This is a genomic window from Thiomicrospira sp. S5, from assembly GCF_003991075.1.
Lineage (GTDB): Bacteria > Pseudomonadota > Gammaproteobacteria > Thiomicrospirales > Thiomicrospiraceae > Hydrogenovibrio > Hydrogenovibrio thermophilus.
The window spans coordinates 2685604-2703586 of sequence record NZ_CP014470.1 but is presented as its reverse complement, the minus strand read 5'-3'; the positions used below and the strand labels follow the sequence as shown (position 1 = coordinate 2703586).

Genomic DNA, 17983 nt, shown 5'->3' with positions numbered 1-17983 from the left:
AGGGGGAAAAACACAGCGTAATCAGACGTGAAACCGTCACAGCAAAAGCCGTTTCAGCAGACACGATTCAACAAGATGTTTTTGCTCGGAGCGAGGTCGGAAGCCGGAACCGGCCGGTCGGACAATTGCTTTGGCGACACGGGTGCGATTCGGGCAGTCCGACGCAGGTTCCAAAGCAATCAAAGGGCGCACGTCCGCCAAAGCGGTCGTTCCCAAAGAAATCTTCTCTTCCCTACGCTGGCTTTAACCAGATCAAGTTCAACGGGCCCGACAGCCGGGAAAAGCGATTTGCTCTTTCCACTCAGTCGTCTCAGCACTTAGGTGTGCACCCCGAGAGATGAAACGCCATTGTATCAGAAGCGAATGCAAATGCGAGTGAAATTAAAAATTCCTTTTTAATCATGTGGTTAAACGTTATTGCACAAAGTCCGGGGGTGTGGATAATGGAGACGTATTATAAAAGTGACTCATAATAAAAAAAGTTTAAGAGGAAGGATGTAAATGGGGACGATTGTTGCGACCTCGCTGCATACGGTGGCAGCGGTTTTGTGGGTGGGTGGTATTTTCCTGGCTTATCGGGTGCTGCGGCCGGCGGCGATGGCACTGGAACCGCCACAGCGTTTGACGCTGTGGGCCGATGTGTTCGGACGTTTTTTCCCATGGGTGTGGGGTTTTATCGTTCTGTTGGTGATTTCCGGTTATTGGGATTGGATGACGCGCTTCGGTGATTTGACCGCCGTACCGTTGTACTTGCATGCCATGCAGTGGGTGGGTTGGCTGATGATCGGTTTGTTCGCCTGGTTGTATTTCGGCCCCTTCAAAACCTTTCGAAACCATGTAAAGGCGGGGCAGTTTGCCGAAGCCGGACAGGTGATGAACGCTAAAATGCGTCCGGTGATTGCCATCAACCTGGCGTTGGGCGTGTTGGAAGCGGTGATTGGCGCTTCCGGGCCTTATTGGGGATAAGGGCGTGTTTGACAAAAAATACCCAGGCCTGGGTATTTTTTAATATCGTTATGATTTTATTGGCACTTTGTAATACGCCTGATAACCGGATAAAAATTTTCTTAAAACAAGCGATTTGAAAAGGCTTGAAAACCCGTTATAGTGTTACTCAGTTGAGATTAATTACGTAGTTTGGAGTCGAAAGATTTATGTCGATTCGTCGTTATCAGAATCATACCCCCAGTCTTGACGAAAGCGCCTGGGTCGATCCTTCCGCGGTGGTCATCGGGCAATGTTCCCTGGCCGAGGACGTCGGTATCTGGCCCAATGCGACCTTGCGCGGTGATGTCAACGCCATTGAAATCGGGCCTCGCAGTAATATTCAAGACGGCACCGTTTGCCACACCACGCATGATTCGCCCATCACGAAAGGGTCGCGTTGCATTGTCGGTGCTGATGTGACGGTGGGGCATAATGCGGTCTTGCATGGCTGTATCATCGAGGACGAATGTTTGATTGGCATGGGCGCGGTGGTGCTGGACAATGCGGTGGTGCAAAAACACGTGCTGGTCGGGGCGAACAGTTTGGTACCGGCCGGTAAGGTGCTGGAGTCCGGCTATTTGTATGTCGGGTCTCCGGTGAAGAAGCTGCGGCCGTTGACCGATGACGAAAAAGCGTTTTTCAAATATTCCGCCGAACATTATGTGAAGTTGAAAAACGATTTCCAACAGGCGGGCTGCGACGAACTCTGAATCATGAATGCATCCCTGAATGGTAAATTAGGTCATCCGAATGCTTGGCGGGCCGACCTTGGTGTCTATTTCCGTTATATCGTCATGGGATGGCTGGTGGTCATTCTGCTGGCGGCCATTCAGCTCGATTTTCTGTATGAAGCGCCTTTCCGCCCTCGTTTTTTAATCATTCCCAGTTTAGTGGGCATGGTGGCTGGTTTTTTCATCGCCCGTCAACGCATTCTCAGTGACGAAGTGCGCGCCAAGAACATGACGTTCGCATCTCTGGTGGAAATGGCTGAAGAAGCCGCCTATCTTCAAAACCTTGATCGCAGTTATCGCTATATCTCATCCGCCATTACCGACATGACCGGTTATGACGTCAAAACCTTTTACCAAACCCCGAACCTGTTTGCCGACCTGGTGTACGAAGAGGACTTTCCTAAATGGTTGTCTTATGAAAAATCGGTCGCGGCCGGTCGAACGCCGGATGCGATTGAAGTGCGCTTGACCACCAAACATAAAGGGCTGATTTGGGTGCGTCATGTCACCCGCCCGATTTTCGACGGCAAAAAAATCATCGGCTACAGCTCGACCAATGCCGAGATTACCGACCAGGTGAATCAAGCGACGGCCATGAAGGAATTGGCGTTGAAAGATCCTTTGACCGGTTTGCCGAACCGTCGACACCTCAGCTCGGAGGCCGACCGTTTGCTGAAAAAAGGCTCGGATTTCTGTCTGGTGATGATGGATCTCGACCGTTTTAAGACCATCAATGACTCGCTGGGCCATTCGGTTGGCGACTTGATGCTGAAAAAGGTGCGTGACCGTCTGGAGTTGATCGCGCCTTACGGGTCGCTGATTTCCCGATTCGGGGGTGACGAATTTGTGGTGATTCTGCCGGAAGTGGCCGACGAAAAGAAAGTGGAAGGTTTGATTGAAAGCTTCCTGAGTGCGGTGGAAAGGCCGATGAAGTTGAACGGTCTGAATTTGCATGTCTCGGCATCGTTTGGCTGGGTGTTTGCCCCAGAAGACGGCCGGGATGTCGAGACCTTGATTCGTTATGCCGATGCCGCCATGCACATGGCGAAACAGAAACAAGGGGTTTCCTGTTTACGTTACGCCGGGCATGTGGACGATCACCATCAACGTTTGTTGCTTCTGGAAAACCGTTTGCGAAAAGCGGTCGAAGAGCGCCGTATCAAGCCGTTTTATCAGCCATTGTTCTGTGCTCGGTCTGGCCAGCTGATGGGGGTGGAGTGTCTGGCGCGCTGGCATGACGAAGAGTTGGGCTGGGTGTCGCCGGATGAGTTCATTCCATTGGCGGAAACGGCGAACCTGATCGGCAAACTCGGCGACTCCATTTTGGAGCATGCCATTATCGTCGCGCAGGCGTTGCACCAAAACTGCGATCAAAAAGACGTGTATTTTTCGGTCAATGCGTCGCCGTATCAATTATCGGAAATCGGTTTTGTTGACAATATGAAAGCCTTGCTGGAACGGCACCAGCTGCCGCCGAGGTTGTTGAAAATCGAAGTGACCGAGTCGCTGTTCATTGGCGGTAACCTACAAGCCATCAATGTCTTGACCGAGCTGCGTAACCTGGGTGTCGGAGTGGCGTTGGACGATTTCGGGACCGGCTATTCGGCCTTTGCCGTTTTGAAAGAAGGGTGCATCGATATGCTGAAAGTCGATAAATCCTTTGTGCAGAACATCGCTGAAAACGACCAGGAAAAAGCCTTGATGACGGAAATCATCCAGATGGCGCATATCATGAATTTACAAGTAGTGGCCGAAGGGGTGGAAACCGAGGAGCAAAAAGCAGTGTTGGTCGGGGCGGAGTGCGATATCCTGCAGGGTTACCTGCTGGCCAAACCGATGTCGGAAGCGGATTTTTGCCCGTATATGAATTGTAACGGGCTGAAAGAAGAACGCGATTAAGCGTTCATTAAACGCCGCACTTCGTTGATAACGCTGGCGGTTTCCGGGCGGACGCCGCGCCATAGATAAAACGCTTCGGCCGCCTGGCCGACCAGCATGCCCAGTCCGTCTCGTGTTCTGCATTCCGGTTGCAAGTCTTTCGCCCAATCCATAAACACGGTCGGTTCCGTGCCGTACATCATGTCGTACACCAAACTGTCTGCCCCAACGACGTCTCCGTTTACCGGCGGCAACTTACCTTCCAGACTGGCCGAGGTGCCGTTGATAATGATGTCGTAACCGCCGGGCGGGCAAGGAATGTTTTCCCAGCCGCTGGCGGTGATGGGAATGTCGGTATCGAAGCGCTGCCCCAGAACTTCGGCACGCTTGGCAGTGCGATTGGCAATATGCACCAGGCCTGGCCGTTTTTCCAGAATGGGTTGCAGTACGCCTTGCACGGCGCCGCCGGCGCCGAGAATCAAAACCTGCTTGCCTTCAAACGGGCAGGCGGCATTGATCTCAATGTCCATCACCAAGCCGACGCCGTCGGTGTTGTCGCCGAGGGTTTTACCGTCTTGAAATTGAAAGGTGTTGACTGCATGGGCCACCTGCGCGCGTTCCGTCAGTTCATCGGCGTATTCGAAAGCATCCAGTTTATAGGGCACGGTAATATTGAGGCCTTTATATCCCTGGGCTTTTAAGTCCGCCATGGCCCACTGAAAAGTGGTGTCTTCGGTATCGACGCGAATGGCTTCGTACACCAAGTCTTGATGGGTTTGCTCGGCAAACAGCCGGTGAATCAACGGGGATTTGGAGTGGGCGATGGGGTCGCCCACCACGGCGTAATAATCGGTCATAAGCAATCGGTCATCCGTTCGGTTCAGTGGCAGTGATTATTTTTCCGCCAGCCATTGCGCGGCCACTTTGGCGTAATAGGTCAAAATGCCGTCGGCACCGGCGCGCTTGCAGCTCAGTAGGGTTTCCAACACGACTTCACGTTCATTGATCCAACCGTTCAATGCGGCGGCTTTCAGCATGGCGTATTCGCCGCTGACGTGATACACGAATGTCGGGGCTTTGAATTCCTGCTTGACGCGGTAAACGATGTCCAGATATGGAACCCCCGGCTTCACCATGACCATGTCGGCCCCTTCATTAATGTCCATGGCCACTTCATGTAACGCTTCGTCGCTGTTGGCCGGATCCATCTGGTAGGTTTTTTTGTCGGCTTTCCCGAGGTTGCCCGCCGAGCCGACAGCATCGCGGAAAGGCCCGTAGTAAGCCGACGCGTATTTGGCGGAATAGGCCATGATGCGGGTGTGGATGTGCCCGTGTTCTTCCAGCAGTTCGCGAATTTCGATGATACGGCCGTCCATCATGTCGGACGGGGCGACGACATCGGCGCCGGCTTCCGCATGGGAAAGCGCCTGTTTCATCAAAACGTCGATGGTGTCGTCGTTCAATACGTAACCGTCTTCGTCGATGATGCCGTCTTGGCCATGCGTGGTATAAGGGTCCAGCGCGACGTCCGTCATGACGCCCATTTCCGGTACGGCTTCTTTAACGGCACGAACCGCGCGTTGCACCAAACCATCTGGGTTATAAGCTTCGGTGGCTTCCAGTGTTTTGGTGTCCGGGTTCGGTACCGGGAAAAGGGCAATCATCGGAATGCCGAGTTCAAATAATGCTTGAGCTTCCAAGATTAAAAGGTCTATACTCAATCGCTCGATATCCGGCATGGATTTGACCGGTTCCCGTTGGTTATGGCCTTCAATCACGAACATCGGATAGATAAGATCCTGAGTGGTGAGGACATTTTCACTCATCAGGCGGCGTGAAAAAGCGTCTTTACGCATACGGCGCATACGCGTGATCGGGAACTGACGTTCGATCATGGAGAACTCCTGCTCATTAAAGGGTGACTCGAAATGATACTCCTGTCGGTTGAAAAAATAAAGCCAGCGCCGATTGAGAGGGCGTTCCGGCTGATGGAGTGATAAGGAAACGCCATGTTAGACAATTTTGAATACACCTTTTTCGACGAACCAATTGCCAAACGTTTTTGCGAGGCCGTTGAGGGACAGGGTTTAACCGCTCAAATCGCTCGTGAAGAGGAAGGTAACGGTGAAGTGTCGTTTTCGGTGTCGATTGACGGTGAGTTGAGCGATGCGGTGGCCGAAGAATTGGAAACCCTGTATTCCGATTTGCTGTTCGGCGATCAGGCCGCGCAAATTGAAGGCAATGAAGAAGGGGCGGTGGCGGATGCTTGTGGGGTTCAGATCAAACTCGCGTCGGGCGAGTTCACCACCGTCGCGATTCACCCGACCATTATGAATAAGATTCTTTCGGTATTGAGCATCGACGAAGTGCAAAAGTGCCTGGCGCAAGTGGCCGAAGACATTGAAAATCCGAAAGCCGGACCGATTTGTCGACGTGAAAATCTGCCCGGACTTTGAAAAAGCATAGAATTTCGCCAGCGGCCCATAAAAAAATTATATAAGCAAATCCTAATTTTTCGGGGGCGAAAAGGTTGCAGTCAAAAGCCATAAAACATATTATTACACGTTAGCAAAACTGTGCTTGGCTATGCTTGTGCAGTCGAGCACATAGATATATAAGCTACTATAAATGGTTAAACTCTTGAATCTGAGGCGTTTTTTACTTAAATGCCAATCAAGGAGCAATAAATGACAGATAAAATCGTTGAAAAGGTTGCAGTTCAGTCTGATGATAGCCGCAACCAAGGCCGTCGTGCCTTCCTAAAGGGAAGCGCGGCCGTTGCAGGGGGCGTTCTGTTTACGAAAGCCGCTTCTGCAGCTGAGGCTGGTAAATATGATCCTGCGAAAGCGGTTGCGCCTTACGCTGGAAAAGAAGAAATTACACAGGTGCTTGAAGATGGCCCGGCCCGTAAGTCTCTAGGGTTTGGTGTTCGTAAGTACCCATACGGGATGCCTTCTCCATACGAGAAAGAAGTTCAGCGTCGTACATTGGAATGGTTGACGCCGGATTCCATGGCTTCCATCACGATGACTCCGCTACAGAGCTTGAACGGTATCATCACGCCTAACGGCCTTCACTTTGAACGTTTCCACGGTGGTGTACCGACCATCGATCCAGCTAACCACCGTTTGGTTATCCACGGTTTGGTTGAGCGCCCATTGATCTTCACGGTTGATGACTTGAAGCGTTTCCCGTCGATCTCCCGTATTCACTTCATCGAATGTCCTGCGAACGGCGCGATGGAATGGAAAGGGGTTCAGTTGAACTCGGTTCAATGGACACACGGTATGATGTCTTGTGTGGAATACACAGGTGTTCGTCTGTCTGACCTGTTGAAAGAAGCCGGTATCAAGCCAGAAGGTAAGTGGTTGATTCCTGAAGGGGCTGACGCCGCTGGTTTGACTCGCTCGATTCCAATCGATTTGGCGATGGATGACTGTTTCGTAGCTTACGCTCAGAACGGTGAAGCGCTACGTCGTGAACAAGGTTACCCAATCCGTTTGGTTGTGCCTGGTTGTGAAGCGAACATGTGGGTTAAATACCTACGTCGTATCCAAGTACATGATGTACCAGCTCAACACCGTGAAGAAACTTCTAAATACACTGAATTGATGCCGGATGGTACCGCTCAGCGTTTCTCTTGGTACATGGAAGCCAACTCGGTTATCACTTACCCATCACCTGACTTCAAGATGCAAGGACCTGGTAAATACTTCGTCCGTGGTCTGGCTTGGTCTGGTCGCGGTAAAGTTTCCCACGTTGATGTTTCGTTCGACGGCGGTAAAAACTGGAAAGAAGCACACTTCACTTCACCGGTTCTGGACAAAGCTTGGACTCGTTTCGAAGTTGAGTGGGACTGGGATGGTTCTGAAGCCTTTATGATGAGCCGTGTAACCGATGAAACCGGTTACGTTCAGCCACCTATGCCTCAAATGCGTAAATTGGAAGGTACGAACAACGTTTACCACCGTACAGCGATGGTTACTTGGCGTATTCACGCTTGGGATAACGGCAAAAACGGAGGTATGATTGAAAATGTTCAGTACTAAGAAAACAATCCTAGCCGGTGCGGTTGCATTGGTTGCGGCCAGCACGGCTTATGCAATGAGTGGCAACTCCGGTAGCAACAGCGGTGACGCTGGTAAAATCGACGGTAAATACGCTGCTAACTACGTTGAAATCATCAAAGAAAATGATGGTAAATACCTAGATGCGAAAGTCATCGAAGCGATTTTGGGTAAAGATGCGACTTACGGTCGTGCTGGTTTGGAAGGGAAACTAGACCCGAACAACCCTTACTCGTTTGAAGTTGACGACAGCATCGACGGTGGTAACCACGGTAACGCTCAATGTAAAGTTCCGGCGGCCTTCGTTGAAGTTCACGAAAGCGTTGCGAAAAACTACTATGACGACGGTAGCTTTGTGGCTTATGGATTCGGTACGCCGATTTCCGAAGCGGCCATGTCTAAGTGGAACATCGTTGTAGACGGTGACGGTAACGGCTTGCCGGATGCTTCTGTCGGTATGACAGTTGAAGAAGGTGCGCGTGTTTACGTACAGTTTTGTGCAATGTGTCACGGTGAATTCGGTGAAGGTGCGAAAGGTTACCTACCACTAGCGGTAGATGAAAACCTGGTGACTTCCGATTTCCGTGATCCAGCGCCGATGAAGACCGTTGGTAACTACTGGCCGTATGCGGTAACCTTCTTCGACTATGTTCGTCGTACAATGCCTTTCTGGACGCCAAATGCACCGTTCATCGGTGATGCAGGTTACATGGGTATTACCGGTTACATCATGCAGTCGAACTACATTCCAATCGGTATCGACGAAAACGGTGACCCGATTGAGCTTGAAGATGATGCTTTCTACAACGCTGATTTGTTGATGAAGCAAAACAAGTTCATGAAGAACCAAGGTAACTTCTTCTGTGACCACCGTCCGGTTGTTCATAACGAACGTTGCATGAAAGACTGTCCTGACTACATGGTTGGTGACGGTAAAGGTAATGTTCAAAACTACGTACAAGCACGTCGCCTACCTGACGGAACGCCTCAGTATAACGTTCCTCAGCGTATGCACGAAGACCCACCAGGTGTTGGTCACGCAGGTATGTAATCTGATGTCGGACTTCGTCTGACACTAAGATGAAAAAGCCCGCTTTTTAGCGGGCTTTTTTATTGCGTCTTTTAGCGCATAAAGCCTTTAAAAACAAAGGGTTTTATGCCTTAAAAAATGCTTTTTCCGCTTGCTATCCCATTAAATTCCAGTAGAATATAGCGTTCTTCCCACAAAGAAATAACGAAGTTTTTATGGCGTTGATTGACCCGTTTAACCGCAAAATCGAATACTTAAGAGTTTCTGTGACCGATAAGTGCAATTATCGGTGCGGTTACTGCATGCCGGAACAGGGTGCGCACCCGGAAGGGCGTCACACTGAATACCTGGATTTCGACGAGCTGGCTCGCATTATCAAAGCCTTTGTTGAATTGGGTGTCACTAAGGTACGCCTGACCGGCGGTGAACCGTTGGTACGAAAAGGGCTGGCGGATTTCGTTTCCGACATCAGTCCTTATGAGGGTTTGAAAGAGATTGCGCTTTCGACCAACGCACACCATTTGGCCAAGCATGCCGTGGCATTGAAAGAAGCCGGCGTGACACGCGCCAACATTTCCATCGATTCCTTGAAGCCGGATCTCTTTCATCAAATCACCCGAGGCGGCGATTTGCAGAAAGTGCTGGCCGGTGTGGACGCTGGGCTGGAAGCCGGGTTGAACCCAATTAAATTCAATATGGTGGTCATGAAAGGCACCAATGACGGTGAAATCGAGTCTATGGTCGATTACGGTATCGAAAAGGGCGTGGAAGTACGCTTTATCGAAACCATGCCGATTGGTGAAGCGGGCATTAGCCTGATGGACCAGCATTATCCGATGGATAAAATCATGGCGCGCATCAAAGCGCATGTCGGCACCGATTTGATTCCGTCCACAGGTAAAAGCCACGACGGCCCCTCCAAAAATTTCTGGATTAAAGGGACCGATACCCGCGTAGGCGTGATTTCGGCGGTCTCCCAGCATTTTTGTGAGTCTTGTAACCGAGTGCGCTTAACGGCGCGTGGCGTACTGGCGCTATGCTTGGGGCAGGAAGATTCAGTCGATTTACGCACGCCGATCCGTGACGGCATTTCAGATGACGAACTCAAGCAATTGATTGTTAAAGCCATGGAAAAGAAACCGGAACGTCACTTCTTCAATGAAAACGTTCATAACATCGAATTCAGACAAATGGTCTCGTTAGGCGGCTGAGCCGTCGGCATTTTAGGAGTAAGATTATGTTAGAGATTTTGTACTTCGCCAGCTTTCGCGAAACGCTTGGTAAAAGTCAGGAACAGCTACCGTTGGAGTCTTATAAGACGGTAGATTGCGTGTTGAATGCACTGGCGGAACGCGGTGAAATTTGGCAACAGGCGTTGAAGGATAACCTTAACCTGCAAATTGCAGTCAATCATGATGTCGCTGACCGTAAAACCGAGTTGAAACCCGGTGACGAAGTGGCGTTTTTCCCACCGGTGACGGGAGGCTGAGTTGAACGATTTTCCGTTTGTTCGAATCCAGACCGAAGATTTCGACCTCACCGAAGAGATTAACGCCATTCGTGCCGGGCACAAGGACATCGGTGCCGTGGTGTCCTTTACCGGAACGGTTCGTGACATCAATGAAGGCGATGATATTTCCGTTCTGGAGTTGGAACATTATCCGGGCATGACGGAAAAAGCGCTGGAAAAAATTCGTCTGGAAGCGCACGATCGCTGGCCGTTGCAGAGCAGTTTGATCATTCACCGCATCGGTCAGATGATGCCCTGCGATCAGATCGTGCTGGTAGCGGTGACTTCCCGTCATCGAGAAGCCGCTTTCGAGGCGGCACATTTTATTATGGATTACCTCAAAACCAATGCACCTTTCTGGAAAAAAGAGACGTTCCCGAATGGCGAAACCCGTTGGGTGGATGCACGGGTTTCCGATAAGGAAGCCGAGCAGCGTTGGTTGCAATAACCTTTTTTAACGAACATACTATCTGTCAGATTTCCCCGCCGAAGCGGGGATTTTTTTAAGAGAAAACACCATGAAGACATTTGATGAAGCGCTGTCGTATCTTGTCAGCCAAGCCAAGAAAACCCGTCAAACCGAAACCGTAGCCATTGCCGAGGCCATGGGGCGCGTGCTGGCCGAGCCGGTCGTGTCCGACGTGATGGTGCCACCGCATGACAACAGCGAAATGGACGGTTATGCCATTGACCGTATGGACTTGACTCACGAAGACACTTTCCGAGTCAGTCAGCGCATTCCGGCCGGCGCCACGCCGGAACCGCTGGAAGTCGGCACGGTCGCGCGCATCTTTACCGGCGCACCGATTCCAAAAGGCGCCAATGCCGTCATCATGCAAGAAGAGACGGAGATGGTTGGTGACAAGGTACGGATTACCGCCAAATCCACCAGGCCTGGTCAAAGTATCCGTAAGACCGGCGAGGACATTGAAGCCGGTACCGCGATTTTGGAAAAAGGTCACCGTTTGCGTTCGCAGGATTTAGGATTGATTGCCTCCATCGGCATTGACGAAGTCACCGTGTACCGACCACTTAAAATCGCCACCTTTACGACGGGCGATGAATTGCTGGAACCGGGTGAAGCGCCACAGCTGGGTAAAATCTTCAATGCCAACCGTTATGTGTTGACGGGGGCCTTACCGAAATTAGGCTTTGAGCTGATTGATCTGGGGCGTGTCAAAGACACCTTGGAGGAAACCATTGACGTTATGAAGCAAGCGGCGCAAGTCGCCGATGTGGTCATGACAACCGGTGGGGTTTCTGTCGGGGAAGAAGATCACATTAAACCGGCAATCGAGTCGCTGGGTTCCTTAGAGATGTGGAAAGTGAAAATGAAGCCTGGGAAACCCCTGGCTTTCGGTCAGGTTCAAGGCACTCCGTTTATCGGTTTGCCGGGCAACCCGGTGTCGGCCTTTGCGACCTTCAACTTGTTCGCTCGCCCGTATTTGATGCGGATGCAGGGTGTAAAAAACATTTGTATCACGCCGATTTGGTTGGAAGCCGATTTCGATTGGCCGAACGCCAATTTCCGCCGTGAGTTTGCTCGTGCCCGGATTACGGTTCCGGAAGGCGAACAGAAAACCGTGGTGCAGGTGTACCCGAAACAAGGTTCCGGTGTATTGACCTCAACGGTTTGGGCGGAAGGTTTTGTGGTGATTCCCGAAGATCAAACGGTCGCCAAAGGCGATCGAGTCAAATTCTATCCGTTCGCGGAAATGGTTTAACAAATAACAGGGGACGGAGATGTCGAAAGAACTCGAATTAACGCATTTGGACGCCAAAGGTCAGGCGCGTATGGTGGATGTCAGTGAAAAGGACAATACGGTGCGGGAAGCACGTGCCATGGCAGTCATTAAGATGTTACCGGAAACCTTGCAGATGATTCTGGAAGGCAAGCATAAGAAAGGCGACGTCATGGCCACGGCCCGCATTGCCGGCATTATGGCAGCCAAACGCACGCCGGATTTGATTCCGATGTGTCATCCGTTGATGCTGACCTCGGTCAAAGTGGAACTGATTCCCGACGAAGAGAAGAGTTGCGTGGAAATTTACGCTACGTGCAAGTTGGTCGGTCAGACCGGGGTGGAAATGGAAGCCCTGACCGCGGCTTCGACGGCGGCTTTAACGTTATACGACATGTGTAAAGCCGTCGATAAAGGCATGGTGATCGATCAGGTGCAGTTATTGGAAAAGAAAGGCGGTAAGAGCGGCCATTGGAAAAAAGAAACTTAAGCCGGTTGGCTTAAGTTCTCTTCGATTATTACTGGATGCTCGGTCCATATTGCAGTGCATCCGGTCCTTCTTCATCATAAAGCACTTCCAGGCCTTTATCCGGGTAGAACCAGTGCTCGAGGCCATCGGATTGCTTTTCAACGCGTTGAGGCTGACCGAAGCGCATTTCAATCGCACGTTTGGTCAGGTTCTTTCTTGGAATCAGTGTCACTAGCTTAATGGGCTTCGCCATCAATTTTTCGATGTTTTCACTGTTCGGGGTGACCTGGCGATTGCCTGTTTGCGTTACAGTGGTTTGAACGCCTTGTGAGTAATAGCGGTCCAGTTCCTCTTTAGATACATCCAAGCTTAGGGCCACGGCACCACGAATGGTGGCGATGTTCATGGATGGAAAGTAGACTTCCGCCGCTTTACCGGACTCATCCTTTTTCGAGAAAATTTTCACTTCCACATCGTTACCAAACAGCTTTTTGGCATCGTTGGGCGTACTTTGGTTCAGTACCAAACCGAGGGCTTCAAGCTGGTTGGCTTGGTTGTAATGGCTGTTCCACGGTAGCAGTTTGTCCGACACTTCTTCGCGGTTAGGCGGAATCAGAATGAACACCGCCGTCAGACCGACGGCGGCCAGCAAGACAATCAGAAAAGTCGGAAAACGGCGTTGTTTGCTTTGACTCATGATTGATCGCTTTCCGAAGAAGACATGTGTTTTTGGCCTTCGTGACGGACTTCATCATCGCCTTCCCCTAACTCGGCGTTGGCGTCGTCACCGCGCGGCAGAAATTTTTCGATTTTCGGGTCGATAATCCCTTTACCGGCATCGTACACCGAAATCCCGGTTTGCATGAAGGTAATCAATACCGCCACGAAAATCACGACGGCGGCAAAGCGTATGGTGATGATTTCGCCCAGGTTGGTTTGTGAGCCTTCATCCGAAAAGTCATTCATCGAGAAGCCGCCCGGAAACACCAAATCGATCAGTAGGTAGACCGCGACCATCAAAATGGCAATGGCGTAGCTGAGCAACAGGATACGGCAGCGGCGCCAAGCCAGCTCCCAGTGCGCCGAAACGAACCAGGAACCGCGTTCACGTACCTCTTTTCGGTGGCGGTAAATATAGGCAATCACCAGACTCGAAATCACCGGCACCGCGAGGAGCATGGGGGTGCTGCCGATTTCCAAGACAATCATCGAAATGAACAAGTGGGTGATGATGATGTTGATGTTGAAAATGTGGTGTGGGTTTTTGGCTAGATGCGTTTCTTCAGGGGTTACTTGATAATGCATTTTATCGTGTCTCTTAGAGTGTGAAGATCAATCCGCCGGTCGTGTATCGACCGGATTAAAAGGCATCGAGATACTGTTGCAGGAACGCAGATACCTTGTCGTTTTCGGCTTCAACGGCGGACAGGTCCGCTGTCAATCCGTCGGTGATGCCGTCTTTGCCTTTGTCTTCCAGTACCAGGCATAAAGGAGGCAGTTCGGTGGCACCGATGTTCGCGGAACTGCCCTTGAGAGTATGGGCGTGCAGTCTCAGTCCGTCGGCATCGCCGTTCGCAATGGCCTGTTTGATATTCGACAGGGTGGCGGGTGCGACGTCCAGATAGCTTTGCAAAATGTCCTTCAAGTCATCTCCGATGACTTCCTTGAGCATTTCCAAATTGTCGGTATCCACAGGTTGAGACATGCCAATTCCTTTTGCGAAAGCCTTATTATAGCCCATTAAGGGGCGTTGTGACTTTTAAGATATTGTTGAAACTCGTCCGCCGGCATGGGCTTGCCGAACTTAAAGCCCTGGAAAACGTCACAGTTTTTGTTCTGTAAGAAGGAAACATGGAATTCGTCTTCAATCCCTTCGGCCACCACTTTCAACTTCAAGCTTTCCGCCATTGCCAAAACGGTTCGGACAATGGCCTGACCTTCCTGGGTTTCCAGGTTTTTGATAAAGGAGCGGTCGATTTTTATGGCGTCGATCGGAAAGCTGTGCAGATACGCCAGAGAGGAATACCCGGTACCGAAGTCGTCGATGGACAGTGTAACCCCCATGGCTTTCAAGCCTTTGAGAATACTGATGTTATGGTCGGCGTTGCTCATGGCCAGACTTTCGGTGATCTCCAAATCCAGATACTGCGCCGGTAGCGGGGAGTTTTGCAAGACGCTTTGAACGTCTTTCATCAGGTTGGAACTGGAGAACTGTCGGCCGGACAGGTTGATGCCGATGTGAATTTCATAGCCGTCGGCATGCCATTTTTCTGCTTCCTGCACGGCGCTTTGCAGAACGTATTGACCGATTTCGACAATCATCCCGTTGTTTTCCGCGATGGGGATAAAGACCGCGGGTGACACCAGACCTTCGGACGGATGGTGCCAGCGCACCAGGGCTTCGGCCCCGTAAGGTTTCAGGGTCTGGCCGTCCACTTGCGGTTGGAAATAGACTTCGATTTCATTGCGATCCAAGGCTTTGCGCAAATCGTTTTCCAGCAACAACTGTTCTTTGGATTCCGCGTTCATATCGGTTTGGTAGAACAGGAATTGGTTGCCGCCTTGCTGCTTGGCTTCGCTGCGGGCGATGTTGGCATGGGCGATGAGTTCGCTGGCTTTGGTGCCGTCCTGACGGATGATACTCACCCCGATGGAGAAGGTGATGAACAGCTCTTGATTGCGGATGGTGAAGGCTTTGGAAATGTCGTGAAAAATTCGGCTCAAGGATAAGTTCAGTTCTTGTGCGTCTTCGGCGTTCTTGATTAGGATGGCGAATTCGTCACTGCCCAGTCGGGCGACGAAATCGTCTTCGCGCGTGACTTTTTTCAAGCGTTGCGCCACGGTGCGAAGTAAAGCATCGCCGTTTTCCTGACCAAGGTTGTCGTTGATTTTCTTGAAACGGTCGATGTCGAGGATGACGGTGGCGCTGAATTTTTTCGGATTGGCTTCCTTGATGAAGCTCGCCAGTGTCTTGCTGAAAAAGGAACGGTTCGCCAAATCGGTCAATTTATCGTGGCTGGCCTGGTAATCGATCAGGGTTTCGGCTTTGTGCAGGCGGCTGATGTCCTGCGCCGAACCGGTGATTTTCAATATCTCGCCGTCCTGGTCGAAGCTGACTTCCCCCAGACAGTCGATGTGTGACATGGAGCCGTCGTGATGCAACACCCGGAAGCTGACTTGAATGTCGTTGTAGCCTTGAGTCGCGTCGGCAATCGCCTGTTGAATCAACGGCAGGTCTTTGGGGATGATGTTGGAGAAAAACTGTTCCAGTGTGACATCGGCTTGATTCGGGATGCCGAATAATTCAAACGCCGAACTGGAGCCGGTCACTCGATCCGAGGCGGCATCCCATTCCCAGTATCCGAGCTTGGCCAACTTTTGAGCGTAAATCAACTGAGACTGGCTCATGCGAAGCTGGTCTTCAATCAGCGACGATTTGATGGCGTATTTCACGCGCTGGCTCAGCAACGACCAGTTGATGGGTTTGGTGATAAAGTCGGTAGCACCGATGTCGAAGGCCTGGTCGATGGAACTGATGTCGTCCAGCGCGGTCAGCATCAGAATCGGCACGGCGCGGTCTTTTTCGTAGTTACGAATCGCTTCGGTGGCGGCATAGCCGTCCATGACCGGCATCATCACGTCCATCAGAATCAGGTCTGGCGCTTCTTTGATGAACAGTGAAAAACCGTCTTGACCGTTGTTGGCTTCAATCACGCGAAAACCGGATTTCGACAACACCTTACTTAAGGTCAGGCGGGTGACATCATCGTCCTCGACCACCAGAATAAGAGCCGATTCCTGTTTGTTCGTTTGTAGGTCCGAGAGCACCATCCGAAGTCCGTTTTCTGGAGTTATTATGAATTCTAGTGTAGCCGCTTTTTGGGGAAATGAAAACCTTTATCCCCTGGATGAAATGCGGTTTTTACGGGATGGGAAAACGCGGGGAAAGTTAATTCTCCAGCCAGAAGGTCACCGGCCCGTCGTTGGTCAGCGAAACCTGCATGTCGGCGCCGAAGCGGCCGGTCTGCGGTGGGCGGTAAGCTTCGGTGATTTCTTGAACGAATTGCTCAAACAGCGCTTCGGCTTGCGCTGGTGGGGCTGAAGTGTGGAAGCTGGGGCGTAAGCCTTTACGGGTGTCCGCCGGTAACGTGAATTGCGGCACCAGTAATACGTCGCCGCCTTCGCCTTGCTGGGTTTGCTGCACATTGAGGTTCATCTTGTCGTTGTCGTCGGCAAACACACGATAATGCAGCAGTTTGTGCGCCATGCGTTTCAAGGACTCGGCGTCATCGTGGGGCTGGAATCCACACAAAACCGCCAGGCCTGGTGAAATCTGCCCAATGACCTCGCCGCCGACGCGGACTTCGGCTTGGGTAACGCGTTGCAATAAACAAATCATAGGGGCTTCACGGCAGGGTTACGCATCGAGCTCAATGCTCTGATAGGTTCGGTTGGTCGCTTCCACCAACTGTTCGGCGATTTCCGGCTCGAAAGCGGAATGTCCGGCGTGGTCGCACACAATCAAATCCGCTTTCGGCATGGCTTCCGCCAGGGCATAGGCTTGATTGAACGGGCAGACCATGTCATAGCGCCCTTGCACGATGGTGGTCGGAATCGTTTGAATGTAACCGATATTATCGAGAATCTGGTTGGGTTCGATAAACGCATGGTGGCGGAAATAGTGGCATTCGATGCGCGCCATGGCCAGCGCGTGGAAAGGGTCTCCGAAGTGGTCGACCAGATCGGCGTCGGTTTTCAAGGTCGAGGTGCGCCCCTCCCAAATCGACCAGGCTTCGGCGGCGCTCATGCGGGCGATTTCGTTTTCACTGGTCAGCAATTCGTAATAGGCTTCTATCATGTCGTCGCGCTTGTCTTCCGGAACCGGCGCGATGAAATCCCGCCAATAATCCGGGTAAAAACGGTCGGCGCCTTGCTGATAAAACCAGCGGGTGTCTTCGTCGCGGCACAGGAAAATGCCGCGCAGAATCATTGCCAGCACCCGTTCCGGATAGGCTTCCGCATACAACAAGCTCAAGGTTGAGCCCCAGGAACCGCCGAACAGCACCCAACGGTCGATATTGAGGTGACGACGAATTTTTTCGATGTCCTCAATCAGATGGGCGGTGGTGTTGTTGGTCAGGCAAGCATGGGGGCGGGATTTGCCGCAACCGCGCTGGTCGAACAGAATGATACGGTAATGGTCCGGGTGGAAAAAGCGCCGTTGTGTCGGTGAACAACCGCCACCCGGTCCACCGTGAATAAACAGCACCGGCAAGCCGAGCGGGCTCCCGCTTTCTTCAACGTGCAAGGTATGGGTGTTGTCCACCTGCAAGCTGTGTTCGGCGTAAGGTTTGAGGTTCGGGTAGAGTAGATGTTCCAAATTCATGCTAGTGTAGTGTCCTAGATTTTTTGACATTTTAGCGAGTCAGGAAAACGTTCTCTGCTAGGCGCGGCCCGCAGTGAATGGTGTGCCCTTTACAAGGGACTACACTACTGATTTTAGCGGAACCGGAAAAAAGAGGGAAATAAAAAACGCCCAGGCCTGGGCGTTTTTGGAAAAGCGGAGTCG

20 protein-coding genes and 1 riboswitch are annotated in these 17983 nt (G+C 51.5%); of the genes, 11 read left to right on the top strand and 9 right to left on the bottom strand.

The features are described 5' to 3' along the window. Positions 1–36 precede the first annotated feature (36 nt). Positions 37–216, bottom strand: a complete 180-nt coding sequence (locus tag AYJ59_RS12605; RefSeq protein WP_127120298.1) for a hypothetical protein — start codon at positions 214–216, stop codon at positions 37–39. After that, positions 213–343: riboswitch (TPP riboswitch) on the bottom strand. It overlaps the preceding gene by 4 nt. Before the next feature lie 158 nt (positions 344–501). On the opposite strand from AYJ59_RS12605, the gene AYJ59_RS12600 reads away from it, so the two are divergent. From AYJ59_RS12600 to AYJ59_RS12590, 3 genes are all read left to right on the top strand, one after another. Further along, positions 502–966, top strand: a complete 465-nt coding sequence (locus AYJ59_RS12600) for a CopD family protein (RefSeq protein ID WP_127120297.1) — start codon at positions 502–504, stop codon at positions 964–966. A gap of 188 nt (positions 967–1154) precedes the next feature. Then, a complete protein-coding gene (locus tag AYJ59_RS12595; RefSeq protein WP_127120296.1) occupies positions 1155–1697 on the top strand; it encodes a gamma carbonic anhydrase family protein in 543 nt (180 codons plus the stop codon). Between the two features lie 3 nt (positions 1698–1700). Further along, the gene (locus AYJ59_RS12590; RefSeq protein ID WP_127120295.1) at positions 1701–3617 is read left to right on the top strand and encodes a putative bifunctional diguanylate cyclase/phosphodiesterase; all 1917 of its coding nucleotides are present in this window, start codon (positions 1701–1703) and stop codon (positions 3615–3617) included. Here the strand turns inward: AYJ59_RS12590 and aroE are convergent. Continuing rightward, positions 3614–4453: a shikimate dehydrogenase gene (gene aroE / locus AYJ59_RS12585; RefSeq protein ID WP_127120294.1), complete on the bottom strand. Its 840-nt coding sequence runs from the start codon at positions 4451–4453 to the stop codon at positions 3614–3616. The two genes, AYJ59_RS12590 and aroE, sit on opposite strands and share 4 nt — an antisense overlap. Before the next feature lie 36 nt (positions 4454–4489). Next, positions 4490–5491, bottom strand: coding sequence for a porphobilinogen synthase (gene hemB, locus AYJ59_RS12580; RefSeq protein WP_127120293.1), 1002 nt, complete (start codon positions 5489–5491; stop codon positions 4490–4492). Positions 5492–5605: 114 nt separating this feature from the next. Here hemB and AYJ59_RS12575 point away from each other — a divergent pair, with 114 nt between their 5' ends. From AYJ59_RS12575 to moaC, 8 genes are all read left to right on the top strand, one after another. After that, positions 5606–6052 carry a hypothetical protein gene (locus AYJ59_RS12575; RefSeq protein ID WP_127120292.1) on the top strand — a complete coding sequence of 149 codons (447 nt, stop codon included), beginning with the start codon at positions 5606–5608 and terminating at the stop codon, positions 6050–6052. Between the two features lie 231 nt (positions 6053–6283). Continuing rightward, positions 6284–7645: a sulfite dehydrogenase gene (soxC, locus tag AYJ59_RS12570; RefSeq protein WP_029939424.1), complete on the top strand. Its 1362-nt coding sequence runs from the start codon at positions 6284–6286 to the stop codon at positions 7643–7645. Beyond that, positions 7632–8714, top strand: coding sequence for a c-type cytochrome (locus tag AYJ59_RS12565; protein ID WP_127120291.1), 1083 nt, complete (start codon positions 7632–7634; stop codon positions 8712–8714). The genes soxC and AYJ59_RS12565 overlap by 14 nt, the downstream gene beginning before the upstream one ends. A gap of 194 nt (positions 8715–8908) precedes the next feature. Continuing rightward, positions 8909–9904, top strand: a complete 996-nt coding sequence (gene moaA, locus AYJ59_RS12560; RefSeq protein WP_127120290.1) for a GTP 3',8-cyclase MoaA — start codon at positions 8909–8911, stop codon at positions 9902–9904. Between the two features lie 26 nt (positions 9905–9930). Further along, entirely contained in the window at positions 9931–10182 is a 252-nt protein-coding gene (gene moaD / locus AYJ59_RS12555) for a molybdopterin converting factor subunit 1 (RefSeq protein ID WP_029939427.1), read from the top strand. 1 nt (position 10183) lies between these two features. Further along, positions 10184–10651 (top strand): molybdopterin synthase catalytic subunit MoaE, encoded by a 468-nt coding sequence (gene moaE, locus AYJ59_RS12550; protein WP_127120289.1) that lies wholly within the window; start codon positions 10184–10186, stop codon positions 10649–10651. 70 nt (positions 10652–10721) lie between these two features. Beyond that, entirely contained in the window at positions 10722–11927 is a 1206-nt protein-coding gene (locus AYJ59_RS12545) for a molybdopterin molybdotransferase MoeA (RefSeq protein WP_127120288.1), read from the top strand. A gap of 19 nt (positions 11928–11946) precedes the next feature. Next, a complete protein-coding gene (gene moaC, locus AYJ59_RS12540) occupies positions 11947–12435 on the top strand; it encodes a cyclic pyranopterin monophosphate synthase MoaC (RefSeq protein ID WP_127120287.1) in 489 nt (162 codons plus the stop codon). 28 nt (positions 12436–12463) lie between these two features. On the opposite strand, the gene AYJ59_RS12535 is transcribed toward moaC, so the two are convergent. The 6 genes from AYJ59_RS12535 to pip form a co-directional block, all read right to left on the bottom strand. Further along, on the bottom strand, positions 12464–13111 hold the full coding sequence (locus AYJ59_RS12535) for a hypothetical protein (protein ID WP_127120286.1): 648 nt from the start codon (positions 13109–13111) through the stop codon (positions 12464–12466). Beyond that, positions 13108–13719: a hypothetical protein gene (locus AYJ59_RS12530; protein ID WP_029939432.1), complete on the bottom strand. Its 612-nt coding sequence runs from the start codon at positions 13717–13719 to the stop codon at positions 13108–13110. The genes AYJ59_RS12535 and AYJ59_RS12530 overlap by 4 nt, the downstream gene beginning before the upstream one ends. A 55-nt stretch (positions 13720–13774) precedes the next feature. Continuing rightward, a complete protein-coding gene (locus AYJ59_RS12525; protein WP_128384185.1) occupies positions 13775–14119 on the bottom strand; it encodes an Hpt domain-containing protein in 345 nt (114 codons plus the stop codon). Between the two features lie 35 nt (positions 14120–14154). Continuing rightward, on the bottom strand, positions 14155–16245 hold the full coding sequence (locus AYJ59_RS12520) for a two-component system response regulator (protein ID WP_029939434.1): 2091 nt from the start codon (positions 16243–16245) through the stop codon (positions 14155–14157). 118 nt (positions 16246–16363) lie between these two features. Beyond that, positions 16364–16813: a D-aminoacyl-tRNA deacylase gene (gene dtd / locus AYJ59_RS12515; protein WP_127120284.1), complete on the bottom strand. Its 450-nt coding sequence runs from the start codon at positions 16811–16813 to the stop codon at positions 16364–16366. Between the two features lie 18 nt (positions 16814–16831). Then, a complete protein-coding gene (pip, locus tag AYJ59_RS12510) occupies positions 16832–17800 on the bottom strand; it encodes a prolyl aminopeptidase (protein ID WP_127120283.1) in 969 nt (322 codons plus the stop codon). Positions 17801–17983: the final 183 nt, after the last annotated feature.